The following is a 14,538-nucleotide window of genomic DNA, read 5'->3' on the forward strand; positions in this document are numbered from 1 at the left end:
AACCCATGAGAACAATACCTTACCCAACACCAGGGGAAATTTTATTGGAAGAGTTTTTAAAGCCGATGGCGATTACCCAATACCGCTTGGCAAAAGATATTGGTGTGCCGCAACGCCGAATTGGTGAAATTATTGCCGGCAAGCGCGGCATAACGGCAGATACAGGATTGCGGCTATCGCGGTATTTTGGTGTATCCGAAAGCTTTTGGACGGGCTTGCAAGATGACTATGATCGCGCCATCGCCAAAGACCAGTTGCATGAGGTGTTGTTGTTAATTAAGCCCATTAATTTGATTGACGAGTCTCAAAACAACGCTGTTCTTTAGGAATCAATTTTCAAGCGATGCTAAGCCCAATTGAACCCAAAATCTAAAATCCTCCACCCCATCCCCGTAACCCTCCTAAGCGGCTTCCTAGGCAGTGGCAAAACCACCTTGCTTAACCGCTTGCTCAGCCATTACCCGCATTCTGTCGTTATCATCAACGAATTCGGCGCTACGCCTATCGACCCTCAATTGCTTAGGGAATCGCTGAACAAAGCCTTCGACAAGCTCAGGCCGAACGGTAACTAATTGATTCCGTTCGCGCTGAGCCTGTCGAAGCATGATCGGAATCAATTAGTTCAGCACTTCCTTAGAGAACACAACATTGCTATCAGCACTTTGTCTGGCGGTTGCTTGTGTTGTCAGGTGAAAAGCTCGTTAACGCCGTTGTTGAAGAATCGGCGGATGGGTTGGGAAACTAATGCCGATACACCCTTTGACCGCCTTTTTATCAAAACCAGCGGTGTGGCAAATACTGAGCTAGTGGTGGATATTTTGTTGCGCGAGCGTTGGCTGGGCGAGTGGTGCGGCTATCGCCTAAAGCTAGCGATGACGGACGTGGGCGTTTGGTGTTGATTACCGGTGGGGAGGACGCAGGCTTGTCGGCACAGTTGAAGACTATGCTTCGAGAAGCCCATGTTTTTCGTTCAGAATGAAAGCGTAAGGAACGCTGCGAAGCCAAATCAGCCCAGCTTTTCGATGATACCATCCAGCTCTTCCAAGCCAGTGTAATTGATGACCAATTTGCCGCTGCCGTTTTCTTTGTGGACGATAACGACTTTGGCACCCAATTTGGCGCTTAGGCTTTGTTGCAGGCGTAACGTGTCGTTATCGACGCTGACGGTTTTGGCAGGTTTGCTGTCTTCTTGCAGCTCTTTCACCAAGCGTTCCGCCATTCTGACATTCAAGCCTTCTTTGACGATTTTATTAGCCGCGAATACTTGCTTGTCGCCTTCCAAAGCCAACAGCACTTTGGCGTGACCCATGTCCAATTGCTTGCTTGCCAACAATTTTTTTACATCAGGATGCAAATCCATCAGGCGCAGCAGGTTGGTGACGGTGGTGCGCGATTTGCCCACCGCTTCGGCAATTTGCTGATGGGTCATGGCAAATTCTGCCAGCAAGCGTTTTAAGGCTTCGGCTTCTTCCAGCGGGTTCAAGTCTTCGCGCTGGATGTTTTCAATTAACGCAATCGCCATGGCGGCACGGTCGTCAATTTCTTTAATGACCACCGGCACTTGCTGCAAAGCCGCCAGCTGCGCGGCGCGCCAGCGGCGTTCGCCAGCAATGATTTCGTATTTGTCCTGACCGATTTTGCGCACCACAATCGGCTGGATAATGCCTTGCGCTTTAATGGAATCCGCCAGTTCCTGCAACTTTTCAGGATCCATATCGCGGCGCGGCTGGTATTTGCCGCGCTGCAGATATTCGATGGGCAAGCTGTGTGCCTGTTGTTTGTCGTCGCGCTGGCCCGCATCGCCCAATAGCGCGTCCAGCCCCCGACCTAAACCTCGTTTTTGTACAACCATTGCCTTTAATTTATCTATAAAGTGAGCCACGCAACCGAATTGATCCGCTTAAATCCGGCGATTGTTAGGGTGTTGCAGACAGTCCTTCGGCAACGCGTCATTCTGCATAAGGAGAACTTACCGGCTCCTTGGACAAAGCCAAGCTCCGGCATTGCCTTAGGATTTGAAGATGTCGTTCTGGACAAGCTGTTCAAACTCGTCGATTAATGCCAACAAAGCTTCGGCTTCAACCAATACATCCAACCTTTCGCGGTGGATATTTTTCATCAAGGCAAAAGTCAGTTCGGCCTGTTGGTTCAGCGCGGGCAAGTCGGTTATGTTGGGCGCGGGAGTTATCGGCTCCACCACGCCAACCACTGCCGGCAATTGGCTGGCCTCGCTTTGCCCTTCGATTATCCGGCTATCGTCTTTAACCGGCACTTCCGCCAACAAAGCTTCCAGCCCGCGGCCCAATCCTCTTTTTTTGAACGTCATGCTTTTGTTTTTTCTTTTCTAATCATTTCGCCAGCTAAGGTAATGTAAGCCACTGCCCCACGTGATGATTTGTCGTAATTGATAATCGGCAAGCCGTGACTGGGCGCTTCCGCAAGGCGGATGTTGCGCGGCACGCAAGTCCTGAACACTTGGTCGCCAAAATAACGGATCAGCTGCTCGGAAACGTCTTTGGTCAGGCGGTTACGGTCATCAAACATGGTGCGGAGAATGCCTTCCAAATGCAAGTCAGGATTAACCGTTTCTTGGATATTGCGCAGCGTGTTCATCAAGGCCGAAATGCCTTCCAACGCGTAATATTCGCACTGCATGGGGATCAGCAGGCTGTTGGCAGCCACCATCGCGTTTAAGGTCAACATGTTCAACGAAGGCGGGCAATCGATCAGAATGTAATCGTAATCGGCCTTTATCGTCAGCAAAGCATCCGCTAAGCGCTGCTCTTTGCGCTCGGCATGCATCAGCTCGACTTCGGCGGCGGTCAAATCGGCATTGCCTGGGATGACAGAAAAGCCAAATTCGGGCAGGTTAATCACCGTTTGGATGGCAGGCACTTTCGCCATCAGCAAATCGTAGCTGGAATAGTCGACGGATTCCTTATCAACGCCACAGCCCATGGCGGCATTGCCTTGCGGGTCGAGGTCAAGCAATAACACGCGCCGCTTAGCCGCCGCCAAAGATGCTGCCAAATTAACGCTGGTCGTCGTTTTCCCTACGCCACCCTTTTGATTGGTGATGGCAATTATTTTTCCCACAACCGCTCCTCTGTTGGTAATTGTATTTTCACCAGACACCGTTGCACATCGGTGTCCGGCAGTGTAATCGGTATGATCTCGGCTGTTGTGGCAAGCGCGCCCAACTCAGCCAATTCTGTTTCCAGCTGTTGGCTTTTCATCGCCAATAACGCGCCATCTTGCGCCAGCAAATGGCGGGTCAGCTTAATGATGTCTGCCAAGCTGGCAAACGCGCGGGTCAGTACCCTATCAAATCCTTGCGCCGGTTGGAAGGCTTCAACCCGCTGGTGTTGTACGCTGACATTGCCCAGCTTAAGTTCCAAAATCACTTGTTGCACAAAGCGGGTTTTTTTGGCATTGGAATCCAGCAAAGTAAATTGCGTATCGGGCAAAAAAATCGCCAAAGGGATGCCGGGCAAACCTGCGCCGGTGCCGATGTCAATCACCCGTTGGCCTTCAATAAAAGGCACAATCGCAAGGCTATCGAGCAGGTGCAGGCGCACCATTTCCTCGCGGTTACGGATCGCCGTCAGGTTATAGGCTTTATTCCACTTTTCAATCAAAGCGATAAACGCCAGCAATTGGTCAATCTGGACATCGGTGGCAGGCAAATTTAACGCTGCCAAGCCATCCGCCAGCATAGCACGGGCATTATTCATCAGGCGCTTTTCTTTTTCAGGTGAACTAATAACAACGACACCGCTGCCGGGGTCATGCCGGGAATGCGTGAGGCTTGCCCCAAGGTTTCAGGACGTTGCGCCGCCAGCTTTTGGCTGACTTCGTTGGACAAACCGGAAACGTTTTTATAGTCGAAGTTTTCCGGCAAACGCAGGTGGTCGTAGCGCAAAGCTTTGTCGATCTCGCTTTGCTGGCGGACGATGTAACCGGCGTACTTGGCTTGGATTTCCACTTGTTCGGCGACTTGCGCGTCAATGTCGGTAGCTTCTTCAGTGGACGGCAAAAACGCCAGCAAACGGTCAATGTCCACTTCGGGGCGACGCAGCAATTCCATTAAACTGGCTTCTTTCAGCAACGGCTTGCCCCAATTTTCCTCGACGCTTTGCGCGGCTTCCGTACCGGCGCGGACCCATTGTTTTTTCAAGCTTTCCTGCAAACTGGCGATGGCTTCGCGTTTGGCTTCAAAAGCTTGCCAGCGTCCGTCATCAACCAGCCCCAACTCGCGGCCTTTTTCAGTCAAGCGCAAATCGGCATTGTCTTCGCGCAGCAACAAGCGGTATTCAGCACGGCTGGTGAACATGCGGTACGGCTCTTGTGTACCACGGGTAATCAAATCGTCAATCATCACGCCCATATAAGCTTGATCGCGCGCTGGACACCAAGATTCCAATTCCATCACTTGCCGCGCCGCATTCATACCGGCAATCAAGCCTTGCGCCGCCGCTTCTTCGTATCCTGTCGTGCCATTGACTTGTCCGGCAAAGAACAAGCCGTCTAGGTGTTTGGTTTCCAGCGACATTTTTAAATCACGCGGATCGAAGAAATCGTATTCAATCGCATAGCCGGGGCGGATGATTTCAGCATTTTCAAAACCTGGCATGGAACGGACAAATTCGTATTGCACATCAAACGGCAAGCTAGTGGAAATGCCGTTCGGGTAAATTTCGTGGGTGTCCAAACCTTCGGGTTCGATAAAAATTTGGTGCGAATCACGCTCGGCGAAACGGACGATTTTATCTTCAATCGACGGGCAATAACGCGGCCCTATGCCCTCGATGACACCGGAATACAAAGGCGAACGATCTAAGCCAGCGCGGATAATGTCGTGGGTTTGTTGGGTGGTGCGGGTAATGTGGCAAGGGATTTGGCGTGGGTGCTGTTCCGCTTTGCCCATAAAGGAAAACACCGGTACCGGCGTGTCGCCGTGCTGTTCTTCCAACTGGCTGAAATCAATGGTGCGTCCGTCGATACGCGGCGGTGTGCCGGTTTTTAAGCGGTCGATACGGAAAGGCATTTCGCGCAGACGTTCCGCCAAGGCCACCGATGCGGAATCGCCCGCACGTCCACCACTGTAGTTTTCCAAACCGATGTGGATTTTGCCCGCCAAAAAAGTGCCGGTCGTCAACACCACGGCGCGGGCTTTAAAATCCAAGCCCATTTGCGTTTTTACACCAGCAACGCGGTTGTTTTCGACTATCAAATCGGCAACGGTTTGTTGGAACAACGCCAAGTTAGGTTGGTTTTCCAAGGCGTATCTGACCGCTTTTTTGTACAGCTGACGGTCTGCTTGCGCGCGGGTGGCGCGGACAGCGGGGCCTTTGCTGGCGTTGAGGGTGCGGAATTGGATACCGCCCAAATCGATGGCTTTTGCCATGATGCCGCCGAGTGCGTCTATTTCTTTCACCAAATGGCCTTTGCCGATGCCACCGATAGCAGGATTGCAGCTCATTTGCCCTAAAGTGTCGATATTTTGCGTAAGCAATAGCGTTTTTGCACCGGCACGTGCAGCAGCCAACGCCGCTTCTGTGCCAGCATGGCCGCCGCCAACGACGATAACGTCAAAATCTTTTTTGAATTTCATGGTGAATACTTTACTCTGTGTGTTGTGCCAAACGGCACTAACCAATAATGGTTTATATTATAAGAGGTAATCCATGAAAAAACGTAAAAATCAACGCCAAGCCACCGAGATTGCATTGCAAAATCCGGTTGCGAAGTTTGCCCACCAATTTAACAAAGCGCAGGTATTCAGCGATAAAACCCAGTATCGCCGCACCGCCAAACACCGGAAGCAGGAGGCTTCTGCCAGCACTTTCATGACGAGAATGTTGGCAGAAGCGGCTTGCAGCATAAACACACCTTATAAAGCAAAAACTTGCTAAAGCTGGTGCGGGGCATTTCGTGTTAAGCACCATTGCCAAGCTTCACAAAACATTTCATACACCAGCCAACGGCAATGTTTCTTCCCTTGCATTGGCTTGATCGTAATCTGTCCGTTGCCCTATCCGGCTTAGGACTGACCATCGCCGTTTTCCTCGATAAGGGAAGCACCCGCCGGTTCGCAGATTAATATCTTGCCTGACCCAACGGATACTTATGATAAGGCTTATTCGATCATCGTTAAGATTGCTTGTTGTGGTATTGCCGTTCAATACTATTGCCGTATTTGCCGATGTTAATCTTCGTGGCTTCAACGATACTGCAAAAGAAAACGTGTTGCAGAGTTTGGCTTTAGCAAAAGAAAGCTGCGACGCGCCACAATGGAAAATCCAACGCCAATTTGACCAAGCCGAAGCAGAAATGGCGCAAGCCCTGCACGCCGTGGGTTTTTACCAAGCAGAATTGACCAACAAGCAACTAAGCTTTGGCAAAAAGTGCTGGCAGGCGGATTTTGTTATCAACCAGGGCGCGCGCGCCTTGTTAAAAAACGTCAACATTACCATTAACGGCACAGCAAAAAACGACAAACAATTTATCCGGCAGCTGAAAAAACTGGCGCTAAAAAAAGGCCGCCCCGTCAACCACGGCGAATACGAAAACATGAAAGGCAAAATGGAGTCCTTAGCGCAGGGGCTTGGCTATTTACACGCAAGCTTCACCGAACACCAGCTAATTATCGACACCCAAGCCAATAGCGCAGACATCCAGTTGGTTTTTGACAGCGGCAACCGCTTCACCTTTGGTGAAATCAGCATTGAGCAGCACATCCTCGACCCCGAGTTTGCCAGCCGCTACCTCGCCATCAAACCCGGCGATTTTTACTCCAGCGAGGCACTTGCCGATACCCACAATGCGCTTTCAAAAGCCGGTTATTTCGACATTATTGACATTCGCCCCGACCTCGACCACATCGACCACGACAGCGTGCCGGTAAAACTGAGCTTATCAGAAAAAAAACGCCATCATTACGGCTTTGGTGTCGGTTATGACACCGACATTGGCCCGCTCATCAACGCCACCTACCTCAACCGGCGCATTAACCGATACGGGCATTTTTTTACCGCCAACCTCGACTTGTCGCCAGTCCTATCAACCGCCGATAGCGAATACACCATACCGTTAGCCGATCCCGTCAACGATTTTTTTAGCTTTGGCAGCGGCTTGAAGCGCGAAGACACGCAAACTTACCAATCCTTGACCGCCACGTTATCAGCACGGCTAAAACGCGCTTTTGCCAGTGGTTGGAAGCGGACATTGTTTTTGGATTACAGCTATGAAAACTACGACACCGGCAACGAATCTGGCGGCGTATTTTTGCTTGTGCCGGGCAGCAACTGGCTGCAATCAGTCAGCAACAACCCTTTGCGACCCAACAAAGGCCACCGTCTGGAATTGGAAATTAAAGGCAGTTACGAAAATCCCATTTCCGATGTCAGCTTCCTGCAAGGCCACGCGTCTGGCGTGTTGATCCGAAAACTGCCTTATCGCGGCAAATTTATCGGTCGCCTCGAACAAGCCGCCACCCTCACCGACCAGTTCGATCAATTACCGACCAGCTACCGTTTTTATGCCGGCGGCATCACCAGTGTACGTGGCTATACCTACAAAGAATTGGGACCTAAAGATGCGTCGGGGGCGGTCATCGGCGGGCAATTTTTAAGCGTCCTCAGTGCCGAATATGAACAAGCCGTTTACGATAACTGGGGCATTGCCGCGTTTATCGACACCGGCAACGCCTACAATCTGGATGATATTCGCTTTAAATCAGGAACTGGCTTGGGCGTACGCTGGTATTCGCCGATTGGCCCGGTGCGGATTGACTTTGCCTTGCCGCTGAACGAGTCCGACTCCTCTTTCCAAATCCATTTTGCTGCCGGTACACGATTATGAAATGGCGACGCGGACTCTGGGCTTTGCCTGTATTGCTGTTGCTCACCGTCGTATTCTTGGTGTTATGCGCCAGCGAAAATGGCAGCCGCTGGCTGGTGCGCTCGGCGTTGTCGGTATTGCCCATCCCGGTTTCGATGACAGGCTTCGAAGGGCGTTTGCTTGAACGCTTCCAAGTCACGGGGCTGACCTACCAAAGCGCAACAGAGCGTGTTTCTGTCGGCACTTTTACGCTGGCTTGGCAAGCCCAAGATTTGCTTTTCGGGCATTTGCATATCACCGATGTCACGCTCGACGACCTGAGCTTGAGCCTTAACGCCAGTGAAGACAGCACACCAAAATCTCCGTTTGATATTTCCAAAACGGTTTATTTGCCGCTGGATGTATCGCTGGACCATCTTGCCGTGCGGCGGCTCAACATCACCCAGACACCACAAAGCTTGCTTGTTGATAAGCTGGAAATATCGGCAACCACTGCCAATGGCGTTTTGAAAATAAACACATTCAGCGTGCAATCGCCGCAAGCCAGCGCAACTTTGCAAGGGCAACTCGGCTTGGGCAACGGCTATCCCTTACAGCTGCACACTGACTGGCAAGTTAACTTAAGCCAAGACAGCCATTGGCAAGGCCGACTGGAAGTAACCGGCGATTTGCGCAAGCTGAAGCTGAAAAGCTTGCTGAACACACCGTTTACTTTTGATATGGAAGCCGAGGTAAGCGATGCCATCAGCGCACCCCGCATTATCGCCACAGGCCATTGGCAAAACCTAGCGTGGCCTTTTGTTGGCGGACAAGCGCAGGTGCAAAGCCAGCAAGGTTCTTTTGAATTTAACGGCTTGCTGAGCGATTACCAGATCACCGTCAACAGCCGATTAATCCAGCAATATCTGCCGGAAGCGCGTTTGCAATTGACGGGCAATGGCAATCTTGAAGGCTTTACGCTAAAACAATTAGCGCTGACTTCAACAACGGGCGCGTTCCAAGTAGCGGGCAAGGTGGCTTGGCAGCCGCAATTGGCTTTCGACTTAAGCACCGACGGGCAAAATTTTAATCCCGCCATTGTCAATCCGGAACTGAACGGCAATTTAACCTTCAACACCCATCTGCAAGGCAAACTAGGCGCCAGCACAGAAGGCGTGGCGGAAATCAAACACTTTAGCGGGCAACTGCGCGGCTATCCCGTCAAAGCCAGCGGCAAGCTGTCCGTACAAGGCGAACAATGGCAAGTTGATGCGCTACGCATCCATTCGGGCGTCAACCAGCTTGCCGTGGACGGGCATATCAATCCAACCCAAACCGATTTAGTCGTCGATATGCAATGCCCAAACCTAGCCGGCGTCTGGCCCGGTTTAAAAGGCAGCCTATTGGGCGGAGGACATTTACAAGGCAGCCGGTCGCAGCCCCAGCTCAGCTTTTCCGCGCAAGGCAAAGCCTTGGCATTTGCCCAACACCGTTTGGAACAGCTGGATTTGACGATGAATATCCAAGCCGATCCTCAGAAAAGCTCACAGCTAAAACTACAAGCCCGCCACGCCCAAAGCGGCACGCTGCAAATAGAAAAACTGTCGCTGAACGCCCAGGGCTCGGTCAACCAACACCAACTTGACGCGCAGCTGCTTTCCAACCTCGGCACCTTAAACGCCGAATTATCCGGCGCATTCAGCAACAACATCTGGCAAGGCCGTTTGTCGCAACTCGATTTGGAGAGCCAACAAGCCGGTCAATGGCGACTTGGCAATCCTTGGCTATTGAAGGCCAGCGTAAAAGATCAAAGCTTCGACGTGAGTGTTGGCAAAAGCTGCCTGGTGCAACAAGCCGCCGCCGTGTGTATGGCGGGCGACTACTGGTCAAACCAAGATTTTAAACTGGCCTTGACCAGTACCGAATTACCGCTCAGCTTATTGGACAACCGCTTGCCCGCCGATCTGCACAGCAACGCCACGCTCAATGGCGAAGCCACTTTACAACAGCAAAAAGGCAAAATGGCAGGCCATTACCGTTTTGCCACAACACCGTCAACGCTGACAATTGGCAAAAAAGACCTGCCCTTAGGCGCATCCTCACTAGAAGGCAGTTTGAATGGCGATAAGCTCGCCGCCGTACTCAACTTTGCGCTGGTTGATAAAGACAGTTTGCAAGCGGATTTAAAAATGGCCCTGCCATCGCAAGCCATCTCAGGAACCCTGTTCGCCAGCATGAGTGATCTGAGTCTTTACCAAGCCTTAATCCCAACGCTCACAGAACTGAAAGGTGGCGTCCAAACGCAGCTTTCAATTAACGGCAACCTCAAAAAACCGCTGGTGAATGGGCATATCGACATCGCCAACGCCCGTTTCGCCACCCCCCAAGTCAGCGTCGGGCAGATCAATCTGCGGGCAGAAGGACAAGGCGATCAGCTGCACCTGCAAGGTTCGGCCTCACCCACGCGTTTCCGGCCCGAAGCCGCCGAGCCTATACAGATCAACAGCCTCATCAACCTCAACATCCAGTTGCAACAACAAAAATCAGGCCGTTTGCAGGGCAGCTACCAATTGTCCAACCCAGGCCAGACAACATTGGAAACCGAAGGTAAAAGCGTTACCTTAGGTGCATTAACCGCATCCGGCGACATCAGCGGGCAAACCTTAGCCACGCAATGGGATGTCGCCCTGCAAGGCCAAGATTTTTGTCGTGGCAACCTGCAAGCGGACTTAAGCGAAAACGCCCCACTCAGCGGACAATTATCGGCTTCGCTGAGCCAATTCCAAATCATCGAGTTTTTTGCCCCACAGATAAGTGATGTCAAAGGTTTGTTGACAGCGGACATCGGCATCGAAGGCAATCGCCAAACACCTCAAATAAAAGGGGCGTTTAACCTAAAAAATGGCGCGTTTACCGTCAATTCGGCGGGTTTGTCGGTTCATGACATCCGTCTCAGCGGCTATAACGCCATCGACCAACCCCAACATTTGCAAATCCAAGGCAGCGCCCAATCCGGTGCAGGCAAACTCAAGCTAGAAGGTTTCGCCGACTTTCTAACCCAACCCGAAGGCTTGGTCGATTTGCTGCTGACGGGCGAAAACTTTGAAATCGCCAAAATACCGGAAGCACAAATTGCCGTATCGCCCGCCCTGACGATCAAAGCCATCGGCAAACAAACGTCCATAAAAGGTACGCTGCAGGTGCCTAAAGCGCTGCTGACCCTGCAGGAAATCCCCGAAAATGCGGTAAAAGTCAGTGCCGACGAAGTCATTTTAGGTGCGCAGCCCAAACCTGAAAGTGTGGCAACACCATCCAGTGTTGATGCGGATATTGTGGTCGAACTTGGAAATGATGTCCGTTTTTCAGGCCAAGGCTTTACCACGCAGTTGCAAGGTCGCTTAGCAGTAACCAATAAAACCGGCAAACTGGCTATGAACGGTAATATCGACTTGAAAAAAGCCGCTTACAAACGGTTTGGTCAAAGCCTGACCGTGCGCAAAGGCCAGTTTTTGTTTAATGGCCCGGTTGATAACCCGTGGGTTGATGTTGAAGCGATCCGCTTATCGAAAAGCAAAACCGTAACTGCGGTATTGGCCTTGTCCGGACCTTTGCAACACCCAAAAACCAAAGTCTATTCCGAACCCGCTTTGCCGGAAACCGACGCGCTGGCGTATCTCGTCACCGGTGGGCCATTAGGGCAAGTCAGCCAATCCAACAGCAATGCGCTTGCCGGTGCAGCGCTTTCTTATGGCGCAGGCCAAATGGCGTGGTTGACCACGAAATTGGGAGTCGATGAATTTGCCGTCGAGGAAGGCCAAACGCTTCAAGATTCGTTACTGGCGGTGGGGCAATATTTGACGCCGGACTTTTATGTCGGCGCTAAAGTGGGCTTGTTTAACAAACAGGCGGTATTGGTGTTAAAACACAATCTGGGTCGGTCCTTAAACGTGGAAACCCAAACCGGCACATCGCAACGCATTAAATTGAATTACGAATTTGACCGCAATTAGTCCTCAAGACCGTGCGGCATTATCCACCAGATTTTTCCAATAATTGCCAGACAGGCCTGACATCACTTGGCAGTGCGGCAAGCCGACCCAACTCCACCCATTGGTTTTCGGGGCTATGGAAATCTGAACCGACTGAACCCGCCATATCGAAACGCTTGGCGTAATTGGCGAGCTGGTTGATTTCATCGGGGTTGTGCCGCCCTGTGACGACTTCAATCGCCTGCCCGCCCATGAGTTTGAAAGCTTCCAGCAAACGGCGCATCCAACTGGCGGTCAGCCCATACCGTAACGGGTGTGCCAGCACAGCAATACCGCCCGATTGGGTGATCCAACCGACCGCTTGTTCCAGCTCCGCCCAAGGCGTGGCGACATAAGCCAGTTTGCCTTTTGCCAAATAACGGTCAAAGGCATCTTGCTGGCTATCGACGTGAAATTGCGAGACCAAAAAATCGGCAAAATGGGTGCGGGTAATCATGCCTTCGCCCGCTGCTTTTTTGACGGCTTCCAGTGCGCCGTCAATGCCTTTCTTGGCGAGCTTTTCCGCCATTTTTTCCGCCCGCAACAGGCGGATATTTTGTAGGTTTTGAGTGGCTTCAGCCAGAGGCGGATAAGTGGGGTCAATCCCCAAACCCACGATGTGCAAGCATTTGTTTTGCCAATTGGTAGACAATTCAATGCCATGAATAAAACGCATACCTAAGGTTTGCGCCGTTTGCTGCGCTTCTGCCAAGCCTTGGGTGGTGTCGTGGTCGGTCAACGCCAAAGCCGTTACGCCCCGGCTTTGCGCCCGCTGCACCAATTCGGTGGGTGATAATGCACCATCCGATGCCGTGGAATGGCAATGGAGATCGTAAACCTCGGTATTCATTATTGATATTCTCCATAAAGTTTGGCATACAGGCCGTTTTGGTTTATCAGTGTTTCGTGCGGGCCTTGTTCGCAAATTTGGCCTTCTTCAAACACATAAACATGGTCGGCTTGGCGCACCGCGCTCAGGCGATGGGCAATGATAATCGTCGTGCGGCCTTTTAAAAACTCAGCCAAAGCCGCATGCAGTTTGTATTCGGTTTCGCTATCAAGCGCCGAGGTGGCTTCGTCCAAGATAACCACTTTCGGATCGGCAACAATCATACGGGCAATCGCCAAACGTTGGCGCTGGCCTCCAGAAAGCCGCATGCCATGCCGCCCGACGACGGTGTCCAAGCCAGTCGGCAAGTCTTTGACCACATCGTCCAATTGCGCAATCGCCAACGCCTGCCACATTTTTTGTTCGCTGGCAGGTTTGCCCAAGGTCAGGTTGGCGCGCAAGGTGTCGTTAAACAAGACGGGATGTTGCAATACCGTGACGACGTTTTCCCTAACAATATCCAGGCCAATTTCTTCGATGGGCGCATTATCAAAATAAATGCGTCCTTGGCTAATCGGGTACAAGCCAATCAATATTTGCACCAAAGTTGATTTGCCGCCACCGCTGGCCCCTACCAACGCCACTTTTTCACCTGCGCGAATGTGCAGGTGAATGCCATTGAGGATTTTTTCTTCGCTATAACTAAAGTGCAGATTTTCCACCCGCACGGCGACGGTTTTTTTGTCGGTAAACGGGTTTTGCAAATGCGGGAAATGCGGTTCTTGTTTGAGGGCTTTCAGTTGGTTGATGCGTGTCAACGCCGCTTTGGCAGAATAATAGGCGTATTGGATATTCAAAATCTCTTGTACGGGTGCCATCATAAACCACAGGTAACCAAACACCGCCAACATTTGCCCAATGCTCAAATCGGAATAGAACACCATCAGCATGGCACAAGCACGGAACACGTCAAAACCGAACAAAAAAACCAGAAAGCTTAAGCGGCTGGCAGCGTCGCTTTGCCAGGCAAAAGCCACGGCAGAATCTTTAACCGCTTCGGCAGAATCGACCAGCTGCCGGCAATAGTAACGCTCGCGGTTGCTGGCACGGATTTGATGGATCGCTTCCAAGGTTTCCGTTAACGCTTGCTGGAACACTTCGTAAGCTGTGTTTTCCTTGGCTTTTAAATCCTTCACACGTCCGCCGACCACGCGGGTAAAGTAAATCACCAGCGGATTAAGCAACAAAATAAACAAGCCCAACTGCCAGTGCATCCACAGCAAGATCACCGCTGTACCAATGATGGTCAGCACCGCCACCAGTAATTTGCTGATGGTGTTGCCAATAAAATTGTCCAGCGTATCCAAATCCGTCACCAAGTGCGTGACAACCGTGCCGGTACCCAAGCTTTCGTATTCGGACATGGAAATGGTCTGTAAATGCCCAATCAAATCTTTGCGGAGATTGAAAATGACGTCTTTAGAAATGGCACAAAAATGCCGCGACTGGATGGTGTTGAAGATAATGGCGACAATCCGCAGCAACAAACTCGCCAGCAAAACGGCAGCAATGTAAGTGATCGGCACATGCCAATCGCTTGGCGTTGCAGTATTGATGGCGGCAATCACCCGGCCCGGCTGGTTAAGCAGCACCTCATCGACCAACAATGGCATCAATAACGGCACGGGTACGCTGGCAAGCGTCGCCAAAATGGCGATGACATGCGAGTAGACCAGCCGTTTTTTATGCTTAAAGGCAAGTTTTTTAAGGGTTTTCCAACTATAAAATGGGAAGGATTGCTCAGGGTGCACAGCGCTAATTGACAGGAAATGGATTAAGCCCCGAATTGTAGCACCAGAC

11 protein-coding genes and 1 pseudogene are annotated in these 14,538 nt (G+C 51.4%); 5 read left to right on the top strand and 7 right to left on the bottom strand.

The features are described 5' to 3' along the window. Window positions 1–5: 5 nt before the first annotated feature. Together ACYQ1O_RS01610 and ACYQ1O_RS01615 are read left to right on the top strand one after the other, a co-directional pair. Window positions 6–326: a HigA family addiction module antitoxin gene (locus ACYQ1O_RS01610; RefSeq protein ID WP_459989801.1), complete on the top strand. Its 321-nt coding sequence runs from the start codon at window positions 6–8 to the stop codon at window positions 324–326. 30 nt (window positions 327–356) lie between these two features. Continuing rightward, window positions 357–899 (top strand): annotated as a pseudogene (locus ACYQ1O_RS01615) (GTP-binding protein). Window positions 900–1,006: 107 nt separating this feature from the next. On the opposite strand, the gene ACYQ1O_RS01620 reads toward ACYQ1O_RS01615, so the two are convergent. The 5 genes from ACYQ1O_RS01620 to mnmG form a co-directional block, all read right to left on the bottom strand. Then, window positions 1,007–1,852 (bottom strand): ParB/RepB/Spo0J family partition protein, encoded by an 846-nt coding sequence (locus ACYQ1O_RS01620; protein ID WP_459989803.1) that lies wholly within the window; start codon window positions 1,850–1,852, stop codon window positions 1,007–1,009. A gap of 156 nt (window positions 1,853–2,008) precedes the next feature. Continuing rightward, on the bottom strand, window positions 2,009–2,326 hold the full coding sequence (locus tag ACYQ1O_RS01625) for a hypothetical protein (protein WP_459989806.1): 318 nt from the start codon (window positions 2,324–2,326) through the stop codon (window positions 2,009–2,011). Next, entirely contained in the window at window positions 2,323–3,096 is a 774-nt protein-coding gene (locus ACYQ1O_RS01630; RefSeq protein ID WP_459989808.1) for a ParA family protein, read from the bottom strand. Before ACYQ1O_RS01630 ends, ACYQ1O_RS01625 begins: the two co-directional genes overlap by 4 nt. Beyond that, window positions 3,084–3,734, bottom strand: a complete 651-nt coding sequence (gene rsmG, locus ACYQ1O_RS01635) for a 16S rRNA (guanine(527)-N(7))-methyltransferase RsmG (protein ID WP_459989810.1) — start codon at window positions 3,732–3,734, stop codon at window positions 3,084–3,086. The genes ACYQ1O_RS01630 and rsmG overlap by 13 nt, the downstream gene beginning before the upstream one ends. After that, window positions 3,734–5,614, bottom strand: coding sequence for a tRNA uridine-5-carboxymethylaminomethyl(34) synthesis enzyme MnmG (gene mnmG, locus ACYQ1O_RS01640; RefSeq protein ID WP_459989812.1), 1,881 nt, complete (start codon window positions 5,612–5,614; stop codon window positions 3,734–3,736). Before mnmG ends, rsmG begins: the two co-directional genes overlap by 1 nt. Before the next feature lie 73 nt (window positions 5,615–5,687). On the opposite strand from mnmG, the gene ACYQ1O_RS01645 reads away from it, so the two are divergent. The 3 genes from ACYQ1O_RS01645 to ACYQ1O_RS01655 all read left to right on the top strand — a co-directional run bounded on the left by ACYQ1O_RS01645 (window position 5,688) and on the right by ACYQ1O_RS01655 (window position 11,831). Then, window positions 5,688–5,915 (top strand): DUF7230 family protein, encoded by a 228-nt coding sequence (locus tag ACYQ1O_RS01645; RefSeq protein ID WP_459989814.1) that lies wholly within the window; start codon window positions 5,688–5,690, stop codon window positions 5,913–5,915. Between the two features lie 214 nt (window positions 5,916–6,129). Then, window positions 6,130–7,863, top strand: a complete 1,734-nt coding sequence (locus ACYQ1O_RS01650) for an autotransporter assembly complex protein TamA (protein ID WP_459989816.1) — start codon at window positions 6,130–6,132, stop codon at window positions 7,861–7,863. After that, complete coding sequence (locus tag ACYQ1O_RS01655) at window positions 7,860–11,831, top strand: translocation/assembly module TamB domain-containing protein (RefSeq protein WP_459989817.1); 3,972 nt, start codon at window positions 7,860–7,862, stop codon at window positions 11,829–11,831. The genes ACYQ1O_RS01650 and ACYQ1O_RS01655 overlap by 4 nt, the downstream gene beginning before the upstream one ends. A gap of 19 nt (window positions 11,832–11,850) precedes the next feature. Here the strand turns inward: ACYQ1O_RS01655 and ACYQ1O_RS01660 are convergent, their stop codons facing one another. Both ACYQ1O_RS01660 and ACYQ1O_RS01665 read right to left on the bottom strand, forming a co-directional pair. Then, window positions 11,851–12,699 carry a PHP domain-containing protein gene (locus ACYQ1O_RS01660; RefSeq protein ID WP_459989819.1) on the bottom strand — a complete coding sequence of 283 codons (849 nt, stop codon included), beginning with the start codon at window positions 12,697–12,699 and terminating at the stop codon, window positions 11,851–11,853. Continuing rightward, the gene (locus ACYQ1O_RS01665; protein ID WP_459989821.1) at window positions 12,699–14,489 is read right to left on the bottom strand and encodes an ABC transporter ATP-binding protein; all 1,791 of its coding nucleotides are present in this window, start codon (window positions 14,487–14,489) and stop codon (window positions 12,699–12,701) included. Before ACYQ1O_RS01665 ends, ACYQ1O_RS01660 begins: the two co-directional genes overlap by 1 nt. Between the last annotated feature and the right edge of the window lie 49 nt (window positions 14,490–14,538).

Source organism: Methylosoma difficile, assembly GCF_054657615.1.